This window comes from Streptococcus pseudopneumoniae (assembly GCF_001074565.1).
Classification (GTDB): Bacteria; Bacillota; Bacilli; order Lactobacillales; family Streptococcaceae; genus Streptococcus; species Streptococcus pseudopneumoniae_J.
Genome location: NZ_JUQX01000029.1, coordinates 16,381 through 33,000, shown reverse-complemented (window position 1 = coordinate 33,000; position 16,620 = coordinate 16,381). Strand labels below are relative to the sequence as shown.

The following is a 16,620-nucleotide window of genomic DNA, read 5'->3' as shown; positions in this document are numbered from 1 at the left end:
TTCTTTCTATTCTTTATTTTTTTGAAAAACCGCACCTTCATGCTGCAAGAGCCAGGCTTTCTTTTCGACTCCAGAAGCATAGCCTGTCAGACGATTGCCTGCACCCAGCACACGATGACAGGGGACGAGGATGGACCAGGGATTACGCCCCACTGCTCCGCCAATAGCTTGGGCAGAATTCACCTGCAAATCTTGAGCTATTTGACCGTAAGTCACTGTCTGACAATAGGGAATGCCCTGCAAGTAGGTCCATACCCGCTTTTCAAAATCCGTCCCAATGGGAGCCAAAGGTAAGTCAGATAGATCCTGAATACTGCCTTCGAAATAGGTATCTAAATAGGAAATAACTTGCTCTAATACAGGATGGCTACCAACTTCTTCTATCGTTTCATCCCCTAATCCCCTCTCAAAATGAGTTTGGTCCTGCACCCAAATCCCAAACAAATATTGTTCATCAGCAACTAAGGATAAGGTCCCAATTGGCGACGGGTAGAGCATTTTTGCGTACTTTTTCTGCGTCATTTTTTTAATTTCTGATAGGCCAAGCGTTCTCCATCAACTGGAACCTTACCGACCTGACTAAATCCAAGTTTTTCAAAGATATGCTGCATGGTCTTGTTTTCTGCATGTGTATCTGAACGAAAATCTAGGTAATCAAAACCTTCAATCAAGCCTTCTAGGAAAGTCTGAGCAACTCCTTGTCCTTGGACATCTGTTGCGACAGCGATACGGTGAAAGACCAGATATTCTGATTCTTCCCCCTGCCAACTTCCTTCATAAATGGCTTCATAGGCTTTCTCTGGACTCTTGGTCACAGCAGCATAAGCTAGCAGTTCTCCTTCTTCCAAGGCAACATAGGCTTGGCCTGAGATGATATCATCAATAATGATGTCGACATTTGGATAGCCATTTTGCCACTGGTCGCTACCAGACTCAGCTAAGCACTTTTTGGCATCCTCCATCACCTGCATAATGGCATCTACTTCGTTTGGAAAAGCTAAACGAATCTCCATCTTTTCCCCTCATTTCTAACTAGTTTCTCTCATCATAGCATAATTTAAAGCTTTCTACAAGCAGTTGAAACTTGACTTTTGTTTTTTATTATTTTATAATCTAGTTATCAAAACTAGATAAAAAGGAGTTGGAAATGAATTCTAACTTTTCCTACCCAAAATGGGAAGACATTCCAAACATTGACCTCTATCTGGATCAGGTTTTGCTTTATGTCAATCAAGTCTGCGCCCCCATTTCTCCAGATAAAGAAAAGGGCCTGACCGCATCAATGGTCAATAACTATGTCAAACACGGTTATCTGACAAAGCCAGACAAGAAAAAATACCAACGCAAACAGATTGCCCGTTTGATTGCCATTACTACTCTCAAATCTGTCTTTTCGATTCAAGAAATCGCTCAGACGCTTAATAGTCTACAAACTCAAGCAAGTTCAGACCAGCTCTACGATGCTTTTGTGGACTATATGAATCATGGGATTGATCCAGAAAATCCTATTATCCAAACTAGCTGTCAAACGGTTAAACTCTATCATCAAACTCTGGACTTAATCCTTATCAAAGAAGAGGAGGAAAACCAATGAATACCAGTCTAAAGCTCAGTAAAAAACTCAGTTTTGGAGAGGAAATTGCTAATAGCGTGACCCATGCTGTAGGTGCCGTTATCATGCTCATCCTACTCCCTATTTCATCCACCTATAGTTATGAAGTACATGGATTTTTATCGTCTTTTGGCGTTTCTATCTTTGTTATCAGTCTATTTCTCATGTTCCTCTCGTCAACCATTTACCACTCTATGGCCTATGGTTCGACCCACAAATACGTCTTGCGAATCATCGACCATTCTATGATTTATGTGGCTATCGCAGGCTCTTACACGCCGGTCGTATTGACTTTGATGAATAACTGGTTTGGCTATCTGATTATTGCCATTCAGTGGGGAACGACCATCTTTGGCATCCTCTATAAAATCTTTGCTAAAAAGGTCAATGAGAAATTCAGCCTTGCTCTTTACCTGATTATGGGCTGGTTGGTTCTAGCTATCATTCCTGCCATTATCAGTCAAACAACGCCCGTCTTTTGGAGTCTCATGGTAACTGGCGGACTCTGTTATACAGTTGGAGCTGGATTTTACGCTAAGAAAAAACCTTATTTCCACATGATTTGGCATCTCTTTATCTTAGCTGCGTCTGCACTCCAGTACATTGCCATTGTTTATTACATGTAAAAAAGTTGAGAATCATTTTCTCAACTTTTTTCTTTACACATATTGATAAAATACTGGTGCAAGCCAACATCATCTGTCAATTCTGGATGAAAAGAGGTTACCAGCATATTTTTTTCTTGAGTTGCAACGATTTGATCGTCTACTGTTGCTAGAATTTCTACACCCTCTCCAACACTGCTGATAATTGGTCCACGGATAAAGGTCATGGGAATCTGACCAACTCCCTTACATTCTGCCTCTGTATAGAAACTTCCTAGTTGGCGCCCATAGGCATTGCGCTCTACTACTATGTCCATAGTCGCTAGATGACTTTCTTCCTGAGAAGTAATTTCCTTAGCTAGCAAAATCAAGCCCGCGCAAGTACCAAAAACTGGAAGGCCAGATAAAATAGCTTCTCGGATGGGAATCAACATCTGTTGGTCACGCAAGAGTTTGCCCATAGTCGTAGACTCGCCTCCTGGCAAAATCAAACCTGACAAGTCACTCTGATATTGTTGAAAATCCTCTAAATTTCTGATTTCGACACTAACAACACCTAACTTTTCTATCACTTTTGCATGTTCTGCAAAGGCGCCTTGCAAGGCTAATATTCCGATTTTCATCTATTTTCCTCGCTCTGCCATAAGAATTTGGATTTCATTCTCATTGATACCAACCATGGCTTCCCCAAGATCTTCTGAAATTTGTGCCAGAATTTGAGGATTTTGATAGTTGGTTACGGCTTTGACAATGGCACTTGCTCGTTTAACAGGGTCGCCTGACTTGAAAATACCTGAACCGACAAATACACCTTCTGCCCCCAGTTGCATCATCAAGGCCGCATCTGCTGGCGTTGCAACGCCTCCAGCTGCAAAGTTTACAACTGGCAATTTTCCATGTTCATGGACATACTGAACCAATTCAACAGGGACTTGCAAGTCCTTGGCAGCAACATAGAGCTCATCCTCACGTAGGTTTTGAATACGGCGAATTTCCTGATTCATCATGCGCATATGACGAACGGCTTGAACAATGTCTCCTGTACCCGGTTCTCCTTTGGTACGAATCATGGATGCTCCTTCAGCGATACGACGTAAGGCTTCTCCTAAGTCCTTAGCCCCACAGACAAAAGGAACTTGGAATTCCTTCTTATCCACATGGAAACGGTCGTCAGCTGGAGACAGCACTTCACTCTCATCGATATAGTCGATCTCAATAGCCTCTAAAATCTGAGCTTCTACAAAATGTCCAATTCTAACCTTGGCCATAACTGGAATGCTCACCGCTTCTTGGATTTCCTTAATCATCTTTGGATCACTCATACGGGAAACCCCACCAGCTGCACGAATATCAGCTGGAATCCGCTCCAAGGCCATAACAGCTGCCGCACCAGCAGCCTCTGCGATACGAGCCTGTTCAGGGTTCTGAACGTCCATGATAACACCGCCCTTGAGCATCTGTGCCAAGTTTTTATTTAGTTCATAACGATTTTCAGTCATTTCTTTATCCTCATCATTTGTATTGGTAGCTACCATTTTATTTTATGTCAGATTAGAATGAAGTACAAGATAGAAAAACAAAAACTGTCTGGGTACAGAAGTATAAAAAACTATCTGACCTTCAGTTAAGGCCAGATAGTTCATCAATTTTTATTTTTCAGCTGTAAGAGCAGCCATTGTGATGTAGTTGTAAGGTTTGTTAAAGTGTGGCAAGAAGAATAGATCTGTCAAAGCCAACTTGTCAATTGTCACATGCTCTTGGATAGCAAGTGAGAACATATGAATTCCCATGCTGATAGCAGAATCACGTGATACCATTTGAGCGCCAAGAATTTCGCGGCTGTCTTTGTCAAAAACAATCTTGATGGCAACTTCATGGTTGTCATGCTTCATAAATTCTGGTTTTTGAAGATCGTTAAAGCCTGTTTCAGTTGCGTTGAAACCAGCAGCTTTGGCTTTTTCAAGAGTCAAACCAGTTGAAACCATGTGAAGACCATAGATTGAGATACCGTTTGATCCTTGTACACCGATTCCTTCAAGTTCGTGTCCACAAGCGTTGTAAGCACCAACGATACCAGTACGAACAGCGTTTGAAGCAAGCGCGATGTAGCTAGTGTCTTTACGAGCGTTGTCATAAACAGTCGCACAGTCACCTACTGCATAAACACCTGGAATTGATGTTTCTTGTTTCTTGTCTACTAGGAAGGCACCGTTGCGGAAGAGTTCAATCTTACCATCAGCAAGAGCTGTATTTGGACGGAAACCAACTGCAAGAACAACCATGTCCACATCAAATGTTTCTTTGTCTGTTACCAAGCGTTCAACTTTACCATCACCTTGGATAGCTTTTACTGTTTGACCAAGTGCCAAGCGAATGTTGTTGTCTTCCAAGTTCTTCGCCATCATTTGAGTAAAGTCTTTGTCGTAGTAGCCGTTCAAAACAGTGTCTACGATATCAACAAGAACAACTTCTTTTCCAAGACGTTCGAAAGCTTCAGCAAGTTCAACACCGATATAACCACCACCAACAACTGCGATGCGCTCAAGGTGTTTGCTCTTGTCAGCAAGTTTTTCGATAACTTCTTCTGCGTTTTGGTACAACTTAACAAATTGAACATTTTCAAGTGTTGCTTTGAATTCGCGGTTGCCCTTAACGATTTCAACACCTTCGATTGGAGGCAAGATTGGAGTTGAACCAGTTGCAAAGATCAATTTGTCATAAGACTCTTTGTGTTCTTTACCTTCAACTTCTGCTGTCACAACTTTGTTATCGTAGTCAATTGAAAGAACTGGTGAGTTCATGTAAATTTTAGCACCTTTTGCTTCCAATTTTTCTTTATCAGAGTAGAAGAGACCTTCTGGGCCATCAATTTGTTCCCCGATCCAAAGCGCCATTCCACAACCAAGGAATGAAATATTTGAGTTTTGGTCAAATACTACGATTTCGTTCTCATGACCAAAGTTATCCAACATCGTATTAATACAAGCTGTACCAGCGTGGTTAGCACCAACTACAACGATTTTACTCATAGAAAAATTCCTACCTTTAATTTTTTATTTACTTTTCTAGTATAACATTTACTGTTAGCGTTTACAAGACATTTGCTCAGAATTCTCTTATTTTAAGCAATTTTAAGTTTTATTATATTATTTTTTTTGAGTTTCTATCTTTTTTTATATTTTTTGAGCATATTTCTTGACTTTTTGTTAAAATTTATTTGTGAAAACGCTGACTTTATGTTATGCTAGAAACATGGGAATAAAATGTAAGGGGTTCAATTATCGTAAATTTAACCTAACTTGAATATTTCCTCTGAAGAAGAAAGGAGTTGGTAGCTTGCCTCTTCGTTCACGTTCTGAACGACTAATGGGAACAACTATCACTATTTCATTAGTAGATGAACAGGCAGATTGCCTGCTTCAAGGAGCCTTTGATTTACTCAGAGAGCTCGAGTACCGCTTCAACGCCAACAGTCAAGAATCCGAATTGATGGAGATCAATCACCAGGCTGGAATTGCTCCGGTCAAGGTCCATCCTGACTTATTTGAACTGATTGCTCTTGGGTTAGAACATAGTCTAGCTCCATCTAGCCATCTAAACATCAGCATTGGCCCCTTGATTCAAACCTGGCGAATCGGTTTTTCAGATGCTCGACTCCCAGAGCTAAACGAAATCGAAGCTGTCTTGCCTCTAGTTGACCCGCATTTTATCAAGTTAGATCCCGCTAGCTCTACTGTATTTTTAGAGAAAAAGGGAATGAAGCTTGATTTAGGTTGCTTAGCTAAAGGCTATAGTGCAGATAAGGTTGCTCAGTATTTAAAAGTACACGGAGTCACTTCTGCCTTGATCAATCTCGGAGGAAATATCCTCACCATCGGGAAAAATCAAGCCAAAGAAGGGAAAGACTGGCAAATCGGTATTCAAGATCCGCGAAATCCTCGTGGCAATCATCTCCTAACCATTCCTGTTTCTAATAAATCCGTCGTCACTTCTGGTATCTATGAACGCCACCTGACAATAGACGGAAAAGACTATCACCATATTTTTGATAGCGAGACAGGATTCCCTGTCGAAACAGACCTCGCTAGCCTAACGATTATCTCAGATAAATCCGTTGATGGTGAGATTTGGACAACCCGCCTTTTCGGAGAACGTAGCGCTTCTATCCTCTGGCAAGTCGAAAGTTTAGATGGTATCGAAGCCATCCTCATCGACAAAGAGGGGAACCTTACATGTTCTTCAGGTCTTTAAATTTGTATTATGTAAAAAGAGAAAGGAAATCTCATGCTAAAACTTATTGCCATTGTTGGAACGAACTCTAAACGTTCTACAAACCGCCAATTGCTCCAATACATGCAAAAACACTTCGCCGACAAGGCTGAGATTGAACTTGTTGAAATCAAGGACATTCCTGTTTTCAACAAACCAGCAGATAAGCAACTTCCTGCTGACATTCTTGAAATTGCAGCTAAAATTGAAGCATCTGATGGCGTCATCATCGGTACCCCTGAGTACGATCACTCTATCCCTGCAGTTTTGATGAGCGCTCTTGCTTGGCTATCTTACGGTATCTACCCACTTTTGAACAAACCAATCATGATCACTGGTGCTTCTTACGGTACTCTTGGTTCATCTCGTGCTCAATTGCAACTTCGTCAAATCTTGAACGCTCCTGAAATTAAGGCAAATGTTCTACCAGATGAATTCTTGCTTTCTCACTCTCTTCAATCATTTAACCCAAGTGGTGACTTGGTTGACCTTGATGTTATCAAGAAATTGGATGCCATCTTTGATGACTTCCGTATCTTTGTGAAGATTACTGAGAAATTGCGCAATGCAAAAGAATTGCTTCGCAAAGATGCTGAAGAATTCGACTGGGAAAATTTGTAAGATAGGAGACCGAAAGAATGAAATTTGTTGGACTTGTTGGATCAAACTACGATCAATCATATAACCGCAAACTCTTGGAATTTATCCGTCGCAATTTCAAATTCAAATTTGAATTAGAAGTTCTTGAAATCGACGAAGTTCCAATGTTTAACCAAGACGAAAAATGGGATGAAAGTTTCCAATTGCGATTCTTGTATAACAAGATTACACGTGCTGATGGTGTCATTATCGCCACTCCTGAGCACAATCACACTATCTCAGCTTCTCTCAAATCTGTACTTGAATGGCTTTCATACGAAGTTCATCCATTTGAAAACAAGCCTGTTATGATTGTGGGTGCATCATACTATGACCAAGGAACATCACGTGCCCAAGTTCACCTTCGTAAAATCCTTGATGCCCCAGGTGTTAATGCCTACACGCTTCCAGGTAACGAGTTCCTTCTTGGTAAAGCTAAGGAAGCTTTTGATAACAACGGAAATATCACCAACGAAGGCACTGTTAAATTCCTTGAAACTTGCTTAGATAACTTTGTAAAATACGTAGGAGTTGTTTCGAAATTGAAAAAACCAAAACCAATCGAACCAGAAGACTTGGATTGTGGAAGACCAATTGCTACAACCATTACAGAAGTTGACCCTGACGATCCAGAATGGGTAGAAAAAGTTGCAGCAATCACTGGCGCTGTTTCTGGTGATACCTATGTCAAATTGGACCACGGTATCCTTACAGTTAACCAAATCGATATGTTCTTGAAAGCTATGCCATTTGAATTGACATACGCTGACGACAACAACCAATTCCTCTACTACAACAACGCTCACCAAGATCCAGACACCATGTTTGCTAAACGTGTACCGCCTCAATCAGGTAGCCGTATGTCGACTGTTCATGGATCTCTTCCACCAGCACGCATGAAGAATGTAGAGTGGGTTATCGGAACACTTCGCAACGGAAACCAAGAATACGTCCGCACGATCGTTCCAGGTTCTCCTGCAGGTGTTATCAACACTCACAACTACCAAGCTATGTACTATCCTGACGGATCATACGCTGGTATCAATGAAATCGTCTTTAACTTCCAACCATGGCTTGACTGGTACCTACAAGAAACTGGTCAACGTTTGGTAGGTGGTAGTGGGCCATTCGCTCCTTCTGCTGGAGGTCATGGAGACGCTGATGCCACTTCTGGTGCTTCTGATACTCCTGACGGCGGAGGTCATGGAGGCGCTGACGCTACTTCAGGCGCAAGCAACTAAGAAACCAAAAAGGAGCCAAATGGCTCCTTTTTTATTACAACAGAAAAGGGGCTTGTAAACCATCTACAAACCCTTTTCATTTTATGAGTTAGGATCATCTGAACTACGGCCGTGTAAACCTTTTTCACGTTGTACCTGACGTAGTTTTTCTGGTGTGACGTCATTTCCTTTCTCGTCCACAATTTTGATTCCTTCAATGTGGTGACGAACAGAACGACGATAGCCTTCGATATACTCCTCACGAAGTTTAGCTTGTTCCACTTTTTCAGCAGAAGTTAAACCTTCTGTTTTTTTCTTTTTGGCAAGCTCATTGATACGAGCGATTTTTTTCGGATCCATTTTTTCTCCTTTGTGATAAGGTTTAATCCGTTTAACAGATTTTATTTGGTATTGATTTGGTTAAAACGAGCGATTTTAGCTGCTTTCTTGGTTAGTTGCGATAAGATTGCCAAACGATTTTGACGGACAGCCTGATCTTCAGCCATTACCATGGTATTTTCAAAGAAAGCATCAATAACTGGACTAAGCGCAAAGAGTTGTTCTAATTGCTGGCTTGCAGTTCCTGATAAAACTAATGATTCTACTGCCTCCGCCAAAGCTTTTTCTTCTTCATTCTCAAAGAGGGCAGGATCAACCGTGTCAAAACCTTCTGCCTTATCCGCCAAGTTGAAGGCACGTGAGAGGGATTCGACAGACGATTTGAAATCTTCTTTCTTGCTTGCTTCTACGAGAGCACTTGCTACTTCCAACATATCCGCCACGACAAAGTTTGAACTTGCAAGAACTGCTTCCTTGATATCTTTTGGAGTAGAACCCATCATCTTATCAACACGAGCCTTGATAAAGTCCATGACTTCTGCTTTATTTGCATAAGTCAAGCTGTCAAATTTCAAACTGTAAAGGCTATCGATCAACTCATCCATAGCAATATGCCAACCAAAGGCATCCAAGATACGAACTACACCTTGAGTCGCACGACGAAGGGCATAAGGGTCATTAGAACCTGATGGAATCAAGCCTACTGAGAAGAAACTCAAAATCGTATCCAATTTGTCTGCAATGGCTAGAATGGCTCCGACCTTGCTCTCTGGAAGTTCACCTTCGGCTGATGTAGGCATGTAGTGTTCACGAATAGCAGCTGCAACTGCTGGAGTTTCCCCAGCAAGAAGAGCATATTTCTCACCCATAATTCCTTGGAGTTCGTCAAATTCACCAACCATACCTGTCAACAAGTCAAACTTGTAAATGGCTGCTGCACGGGCTAGGTCAACCGTTTCATCCACTGATAAACCAGCTTTTTCTGCCAAGAGAATGGCAATTTGCCCCGTACGAATCATATGTTCACGAAGAGAACCAATCTTTTCGTGGAAGGTCACATGGTTCAATTTTTCAACAAGGTCTGAGATAACCAATTTTTGGTCTTCACGCCAGAAGAATTCACCGTCTTCCAAGCGGGCTACCAAGACTTTTTCATTTCCTTTGATAACATTTTCCAAATGCTCTGCGTTTCCGTTACGAACAGAAATAAAGTTTGGCAAGAGTTTACCATCTTGATCACGGACAACAAAGTAGCGTTGGTGCTCTTTCATCGATGTCACCAAGACTTCTTCTGGAACTTCAAGGTATTTGGCATCAAAACTTCCCATAAAGGCAGTTGGGTATTCAACCAAGTTCAAAACTTCGTTCAGTAAGTCAGCATCAATTTCGATACGTACACTATGTTCAGCTTCGATTGCTTTGATTTGGTCAATAATCATTTGCTCACGTTCACGAGGATCCGCGATTACAAACTGTGCACGAAGGTCTTCTTCGTAGCTCAAAGCTGACTGAATCTTGGTTTCTTGTCCCAAGAAACGATGACCACGACTGACACGCGCCCCCTTGATATCAAGGAAGTCCAAGTCAAACTCTTGCTCATCCAAAAGTACAGTCAAAGTATGAACAGGACGGATGTATTCAAAGGTGTTGTTAGCCCAGTGCATGCTGACTGGGAAAGTTAGGGATTTTAAGACATCTACAACACCAGGAACAATATCTTCAACTGGTTTACCCACTTCTTCCTTGGTAACATAGACATATTCTTCACCCTTGATTTCACGGAATTCAATATCTTCAACCGTCAAGCATTTCCCACGGACAAATCCTTGAGCTGCTTTGGTGAAGTTTCCATCACCATCCAAGGCAATTTTCTTTGCTGGTCCCTTGAAATCTTCTGTCAAATCAGACTGTTTGTCTGCAAGACCAATCACACGAACAGCCAAACGGCGTGGTGTGGAGAAGGTTTGAATGGCTTCAAAAGACAGGCGGTTTTCCTTGAGGAAGGCTGCCATTTTTTCACCTAGTTGTCTTTCGCTTGGAGTTACTACGTAGGCAGGTAACTCTTCAAGACCGAGTTCTACTAATAAGTTTTTTGTCATGTTTTTTCCTTTACATTTTCTTCAATCTTTTTTTGATATGCACCTTAGGTACTGGGGACGTCGCTAACTAACTTTGTGAGTCTGTATGGAAATCTAATGCAAAATTGAACAAGATTTCCAACAGTCTCATCAAAGTGGATTTAGCTGACTGATTTTTGAACCTAAGGTTTCAAAAATCCCCACATAACAGTACAGCGGTGCATATCCCTCTAGCAAGTCTTCGACTTGCCTCTAACGATCTTAGAGCACAGTATTACTCACTATTCTGCGTCTTCTGCTAAGAGTTTAGCTCGTGTTGCTTCATCTAAAAGTGGGTAGCCTAGGCGTTTGCGCTCTGCCACAAAGGTTTTAGCTACGACACGGGCCAGGTTACGAATACGAGCGATATAGCCTGCGCGCTCAGTTACAGATACAGCACCACGCGCATCAAGTAGGTTAAATGTGTGTGAACATTTGAGAACATAGTCATAGGCAGGGTGAACCAAGCCTTCTTCTAGTGCACGACCAGCTTCCTTTTCAAACTTATCAAAGTTTTCAAGCAACATTTCTTGATCAGAAATTTCAAACGAATATTTTGAATGCTCATACTCAGGCTGGATGAAGATTTCTCCGTATTTAACACCATCAGCCCACTCGATATCATAGACAGAATCCACTTCCTGAATATAAGAAGCCAAGCGTTCCAAACCATAAGTAACTTCCGCAGTCACAGGGCCAGTTGCCAATCCACCAACTTGTTGGAAATAAGTGAACTGAGTGATTTCCATACCATCAAGCCAAACTTCCCAACCGAGACCTGCAGATCCAGTCGATGGATTTTCCCAGTTGTCCTCAACAAAACGAATATCGTGTTCCAAAGGATTGATGCCCAATTTTTCCAAAGACTCAAGGTAAAGCTCTTGGATATTTGATGGAGAAGGTTTCATGACCACTTGGAATTGGTGGTGTTGGTAGAGACGGTTAGGGTTTTCCCCGTAACGACCGTCAGCAGGACGACGTGATGGCTCTACATAAGCCGCATTCCATGGCTCAGGCCCGATAGCACGAAGGAAAGTGTAAGGACTCATTGTCCCCGCACCTTTTTCATTGTCATAAGCCTGCATAAGCATACAACCTTGGTCATTCCAAAATTGTTGCAAAGTCAAAATAATTTCTTGAAATGTTAATTTCTTAGACATTGAATACTCCTTAATAAAAAATGATTTTTTGCGACACGAGTCTGCCTTGTCGATTATACGAGGCAAGACGAGTTAGTACTGCGTCTAGCTCAGGCACTCTAGTGCTGAGCGTGGGGCAGTCCGACTGTAAGGAGGTCTCTGCCACTGACGCAGTGGAAAGTCAATTTTTTAGACATTGTTTACTCCTTTTTATAAATTCTTGTGACTTTGGATACAAAAAGAACCGTGTCTTTACTCCTAAGTCTGTGACCTAGGGGCGTCAGAAACGCGGTTCCACCCTAATTTATTACTTCATTGTTTTTAAAAAATACGACAGAAAGCGCCAGTTTCTTAGTTTGTTCTACTTGGCTCCCACTGTCCCAAGCTCGCTTGAAGAACGCCATAAGACTTTCTTTCCTGTTGAATATTATATCAGAAAGGCAAGAAATTTACAATTCTTTTTCTTACTTTCTAAAAATCCATCTCATCCACACGTGGTGCGCCAGAAATCACAGAAATACTCTTTAAGACTTCTCGCTCTTCAATGCTGAGTTCAATCCCAAAACAGTCAAGATTGCTCTGGATGCGAGAGGCTGTTACGGACTTAGGTAGAGGTAAGAAACCTTCTACCAAACTCCAAGCCAAGGCGATTTGAGCCACTGATTTCCCATGCTTAGCAGCAATTTCTTGGACTTCTTTCTTTTCAAACAACTCTCCTTGGCCAAAAGGTCCCCAAGCCTCTAAAAGAATGCCTTTCTCTCTACAGTAGTCAACCACTTCCTCTTGATAAACTCCTGGTGCCAAGCGAACCTGATTAACTGCTGGAACAATTCTTGCTGTTTCAAGCAAAGCATCCAAATGCTTGGGAAGGAAATTACTAACACCGATAGCACGAATTTTCCCTTCTTGGTACAGGTCCTCCATCGCTCTCCAGACATCGGCATTGCGAGTTTTCCATGCCTCATTTTCTCTTAGTGGTTTTGGATTTGGCCAATGGATCAGGTACAAATCTAGATAGTCCAATCCCAGTTTTTCCATTGATTGCTCAAAAGCTTGGTGAGCTTCTTCATAGCTGTGATTGGTATTCCAGAGTTTGGTCGTTACAAAGATTTCTTGGCGAGGAATACCGCTATCTCGAATAGCGCGACCAACACTCTCCTCATTTTTGTAGATAGCTGCAGTATCGATATGACGATAACCAGCCTTCAAGGCTTCTAAAACAGCTTGGTAGGCTACTTCTCCATTTTCAGCTTTCCATGTTCCAAATCCTAGTACAGGAATTGAAACTCCATTATTAAGGGTGTAAGATTTCATCGTTTTTCCTTTCTATGTGAAGAAAATCTAAAGAAACAAAGCCAGATTAACAGAGGCATGTCTCTTTAGATCTTGAAGATTATTGATCACGGTCATAATATATTTCGTGAGCCTTCAAGCGAGAGTTCAGCATTTCCGGAACAGTCACAAATGTATAACCTTGTTCTTTCAGATATTCAATGATGCTTGGTAGGGAATTAACAGAAGAACCATGAATATCATGCATAAGAATGATGGAACCATTGCGAACCTGCCGTTGAATCTCTGTCAAAATGGCTGTCTCATTTTTACTCTTCCAGTCCAAACTATCCACATTCCACATGATAAAGCTCAAGTCCAGACTGTTACGGATATCATCTGTAATAGCTCCATAAGGCGGACGCATGAGTTTAGAACTCGAACCTAGAACTTGAGTTAACAAATCTTCTGTATCAGTGATTTGCTTTTTAGCATCTTCGAGCGAAAGTTGTGAAAGGACAGGGTGACTCCAGCTGTGGTTGGCTACTACATGCCCTTCAGACTTCATCCGTTTAAGGATGTCTTCATTGCCAGCGATGTTTTTACCAAGTACAAAGAAGGTCGCCTTTACTTTGTACTTAGCTAATGTATCCAAAGCCTGTGTAGTTGTAGACGGATTTGGACCATCGTCAAAGGTCAAAGCCACAACTTTTTTGTCTTTTTGTGCAAAGTAAGCTTGATAGAGTTCAGCATCTTTTTCTAATAGATAAGAGGACTCCAAGACATCAAAGAAACTGGATATCGGTAGAGCAATTTCCTCCAGAGTCTCCCCTGGATTAGCAGGATAAAGGATGATTTGACTATCTTTATAATCAAAGCTCCATGATGCCAGATCTTGATCTGTAAAGTTTTTTAGGACCTGATCAATTTTTGTCTGGTCGAGTTTCTTATCTTCTAGAGTTGATTTGATTTGACTCAATAGGAGTTCCTTAGCCTTACTAGCATCTTTGAAAAGTCTACTGAGATCAAAAGTTTTTCCATCTTCTGTCAAGAAAATTTTTCCTAAAGACGTCTTTTCTTTTTCTTCAACCTTTGCTGCAGACAAATCGTAAACTTGCTTACTAATATTACGAGCAAGAACTCCCTTTAGAACCTGATCCAACTGCTCCGTATAATAAAAGACCAAATCCTCTTTATCTTCTAACTTTTCCTTAATGTCTTGGTTGATTTTTTCTCTAACAGACGCAATGACTTCCTCTCCTTGAAGTGGATAATAGACAATCACCTCAGCTTGGCCTTTTCGGAAATGGCCTCTCTGACTACCTGAATTGAATTGTTGGTCCTTTTCGCTTTTTAGCGTTTCAATTTTTTGTTCATAAGATTGCTTTTGTAGCAGCTTGTAACCAATGGCACACCCTAAGAGAATCATAGTGATTCCTAAAATCCCTACAAAAGCAAGAAGTATACTTCTCTTTTTATCGTGAGACACACGTTTTGCTCTATTTTTTTTCATATTTCCATCATAACAAATCAAGACTATTATTTCAATGATAAACAAGAATTCTGACTTCTTTTTAGAAAAATAAAAAAGCTTAAAAATATCTAAGCTTTTCATTTAGAAACGAATCGTTTCACGTGTTTTTTCATATGAGGTCACAAAACGGTTTGTAACTCCTGGTTCTGCAACTTCCAAGGCTTGCGAAATCTTTTCAAATGATGTTTTATAGTCAAAGTCTTTCTCAAAAATTTCAAGCGCCTCATTGAAAGCCTCTTGGATACGTTCATCAAATGAACGGTAACGGTTTGAGTATTGTAAGAGTTGCTCAGTCAAAGTTGCATATTGAACAATATCGTAGGTTTCTGTTTCAAGTGCTTCCATATCATTGGTTGCGACTTCAAGAATTCGTTTAACGGATTCAATATTCACTTGTGGTTGCTCTAACTCTGCCATCAAATCCTCTGTGTTGTGGCTTGCAGTAAAGAAGAGTTTCAAGAAACTTTGAGGAATACCTGGCAAGTTTCTCTTCTCCATGTATCGTTTAATGGTATGCAAACGATTCACATAAACATTTGCTTTTTGACGAGCATTGAGGTCAACTTTTTCGATTTGGGCAAGCCGTTCGCTCACAGAGATTTGCTCATCTTCAATATCTTTGAGGTTGCTTTGCAGCATTTCCAACTGTTCTTCAAGTACAGAGAAGGCTTGAGTTGGCTCGCCTTGGTCCTCTGTTACCTCTAAGATAGCTGTATCAAGTGCTGCCAATTCTGCTTGAAGACGGCGAACATGGTTTCCATCACTTTCTGGAAGAAGGTAGGCTTTGTTCAAACGTTCAAGATCTTGAACAAGAACTTGGTTGTTTTCTTTCAGGTGATTGAGGTAAGTTGGCAATGTTGAAAGAAGACTTTCAACTATTTTTTGAGCTGCAATTTCGCGAGTGAAGATATCATAAAGAGAATTGATTTCTTCCTGAATGCGATTATTTTCATACTCAGCATTATCCAACTCCAACTGGCGGATGTTTTCTTGATTATTTTTCAAGGATTCATGTAAAAGTTGGAAGCGTGACTCGATGTCCGTTTCAGTGAAGTGATAATTAGCATCTAAGAGTTTACGGTAGCCTTCCTCCAAATCTTCCAATTGTTCTGGAAGTTCTGTTGACAAAGTCTTCACGAGAGATGGAACACGATCAACGATATGTGTCAAAGCGAGAATATGATTTTCAGTATTGTCTAGAATTCCTGCTGCTTCAACTGGGTCACCTGAAGAGTTCAAGGTTACAAATTGAGAAAACTCTGACTGGATATTTTCCAATTGTTTCTCAATTTCAGGAAGAGCTTTCCCATACTTCTCTGAGTCCTCTGCAACCGTATGTTGAAGGGTTTCAAACAAGTCCAGAGCATGTAGGACGCGACCACTGTTCTTAGACTCTTGCTTTTCGAGTTCAGAAAGGGCATTGCGAATAGCTACAATATCTTCTTCAATCAAACTAATCTGGCTTTCAATTTGATCAATCTTGTGAGCTGCTTTAAAGAAACGGAAAGAATTATTGTAGTTTTCAGCTTCAAAGAGGTGATTTTCGATGTCTGCAAATGAGTTCAGAGATAAATCAACCCATTTTTGATTCCATTCACGGAAGGTTACCTGACTTTGACCAATCAAATGCATGTTTTTAACCGCTTCAACCTCATCATTTACAGGAAGGTTGTAGAGTTCTTCTTTTCTTTCTTCGAGGGCCGTCAATCTACTTACATTACGCTTACGTAAAAAGATAACTGCTACATAAGCTAGGATCAAAATGACTGCAATCGCAACCATTAGATAAATTAGTTGTCCATTAGACATATCAAACTCCTTTTATACTAGAAACAATCGTAATGATTATATCATATTTTTTAAACCAAGGGAAC

16 protein-coding genes are annotated in these 16,620 nt (G+C 40.9%); 5 read left to right on the top strand and 11 right to left on the bottom strand.

Annotated features, from left to right (window positions below):
* Positions 1-6 precede the first annotated feature (6 nt).
* A complete protein-coding gene (locus ADI74_RS04275) occupies positions 7-522 on the bottom strand; it encodes a methylated-DNA--[protein]-cysteine S-methyltransferase (RefSeq protein ID WP_049537238.1) in 516 nt (171 codons plus the stop codon).
* A complete protein-coding gene (locus tag ADI74_RS04270; RefSeq protein ID WP_049537236.1) occupies positions 519-1,013 on the bottom strand; it encodes a GNAT family N-acetyltransferase in 495 nt (164 codons plus the stop codon). The genes ADI74_RS04275 and ADI74_RS04270 overlap by 4 nt, the downstream gene beginning before the upstream one ends.
* Positions 1,014-1,147: 134 nt before the next feature.
* On the opposite strand from ADI74_RS04270, the gene ADI74_RS04265 reads away from it, so the two are divergent.
* Both ADI74_RS04265 and trhA read left to right on the top strand, forming a co-directional pair.
* Positions 1,148-1,594 carry a DUF1836 domain-containing protein gene (locus tag ADI74_RS04265; protein ID WP_049537234.1) on the top strand — a complete coding sequence of 149 codons (447 nt, stop codon included), beginning with the start codon at positions 1,148-1,150 and terminating at the stop codon, positions 1,592-1,594.
* Entirely contained in the window at positions 1,591-2,238 is a 648-nt protein-coding gene (gene trhA, locus ADI74_RS04260; RefSeq protein WP_049537232.1) for a PAQR family membrane homeostasis protein TrhA, read from the top strand. The genes ADI74_RS04265 and trhA overlap by 4 nt, the downstream gene beginning before the upstream one ends.
* Before the next feature lie 20 nt (positions 2,239-2,258).
* On the opposite strand, the gene pdxT is transcribed toward trhA, so the two are convergent.
* The 3 genes from pdxT to nox all read right to left on the bottom strand — a co-directional run bounded on the left by pdxT (position 2,259) and on the right by nox (position 5,246).
* Positions 2,259-2,840, bottom strand: coding sequence for a pyridoxal 5'-phosphate synthase glutaminase subunit PdxT (gene pdxT, locus ADI74_RS04255; protein ID WP_049537230.1), 582 nt, complete (start codon positions 2,838-2,840; stop codon positions 2,259-2,261).
* Positions 2,841-3,716 carry a pyridoxal 5'-phosphate synthase lyase subunit PdxS gene (gene pdxS, locus ADI74_RS04250; protein WP_000138520.1) on the bottom strand — a complete coding sequence of 292 codons (876 nt, stop codon included), beginning with the start codon at positions 3,714-3,716 and terminating at the stop codon, positions 2,841-2,843.
* A 150-nt stretch (positions 3,717-3,866) separates the two neighbouring features.
* Positions 3,867-5,246, bottom strand: a complete 1,380-nt coding sequence (gene nox, locus ADI74_RS04245; protein WP_049537228.1) for a H2O-forming NADH oxidase — start codon at positions 5,244-5,246, stop codon at positions 3,867-3,869.
* A 307-nt stretch (positions 5,247-5,553) separates the two neighbouring features.
* On the opposite strand from nox, the gene ADI74_RS04240 reads away from it, so the two are divergent.
* From ADI74_RS04240 to ADI74_RS04230, 3 genes are read left to right on the top strand one after another with little or no spacing between them, the layout of a single operon-like run.
* Positions 5,554-6,468, top strand: coding sequence for an FAD:protein FMN transferase (locus tag ADI74_RS04240; RefSeq protein ID WP_049537226.1), 915 nt, complete (start codon positions 5,554-5,556; stop codon positions 6,466-6,468).
* Positions 6,469-6,501: 33 nt separating this feature from the next.
* The gene (locus ADI74_RS04235; RefSeq protein ID WP_049537224.1) at positions 6,502-7,107 is read left to right on the top strand and encodes an NADPH-dependent FMN reductase; all 606 of its coding nucleotides are present in this window, start codon (positions 6,502-6,504) and stop codon (positions 7,105-7,107) included.
* Positions 7,108-7,124: 17 nt separating this feature from the next.
* Positions 7,125-8,366, top strand: a complete 1,242-nt coding sequence (locus ADI74_RS04230; RefSeq protein ID WP_049537221.1) for an NAD(P)H-dependent oxidoreductase — start codon at positions 7,125-7,127, stop codon at positions 8,364-8,366.
* 81 nt (positions 8,367-8,447) lie between these two features.
* Here the strand turns inward: ADI74_RS04230 and ADI74_RS04225 are convergent, their stop codons facing one another.
* The 6 genes from ADI74_RS04225 to ezrA form a co-directional block, all read right to left on the bottom strand.
* Entirely contained in the window at positions 8,448-8,705 is a 258-nt protein-coding gene (locus ADI74_RS04225; protein WP_049537219.1) for a DUF896 family protein, read from the bottom strand.
* 41 nt (positions 8,706-8,746) lie between these two features.
* A complete protein-coding gene (gene glyS / locus ADI74_RS04220; RefSeq protein WP_049537217.1) occupies positions 8,747-10,783 on the bottom strand; it encodes a glycine--tRNA ligase subunit beta in 2,037 nt (678 codons plus the stop codon).
* 260 nt (positions 10,784-11,043) lie between these two features.
* Positions 11,044-11,961, bottom strand: a complete 918-nt coding sequence (glyQ, locus tag ADI74_RS04215) for a glycine--tRNA ligase subunit alpha (RefSeq protein WP_000038733.1) — start codon at positions 11,959-11,961, stop codon at positions 11,044-11,046.
* A gap of 450 nt (positions 11,962-12,411) precedes the next feature.
* Positions 12,412-13,254, bottom strand: a complete 843-nt coding sequence (locus ADI74_RS04210; protein ID WP_049537214.1) for an aldo/keto reductase — start codon at positions 13,252-13,254, stop codon at positions 12,412-12,414.
* Positions 13,255-13,333: 79 nt separating this feature from the next.
* Positions 13,334-14,725, bottom strand: coding sequence for a peptidoglycan-N-acetylglucosamine deacetylase PgdA (gene pgdA / locus ADI74_RS04205; protein ID WP_049537401.1), 1,392 nt, complete (start codon positions 14,723-14,725; stop codon positions 13,334-13,336).
* A gap of 102 nt (positions 14,726-14,827) precedes the next feature.
* Positions 14,828-16,555 (bottom strand): septation ring formation regulator EzrA, encoded by a 1,728-nt coding sequence (gene ezrA, locus ADI74_RS04200; RefSeq protein ID WP_049537212.1) that lies wholly within the window; start codon positions 16,553-16,555, stop codon positions 14,828-14,830.
* Positions 16,556-16,620 lie beyond the last annotated feature (65 nt).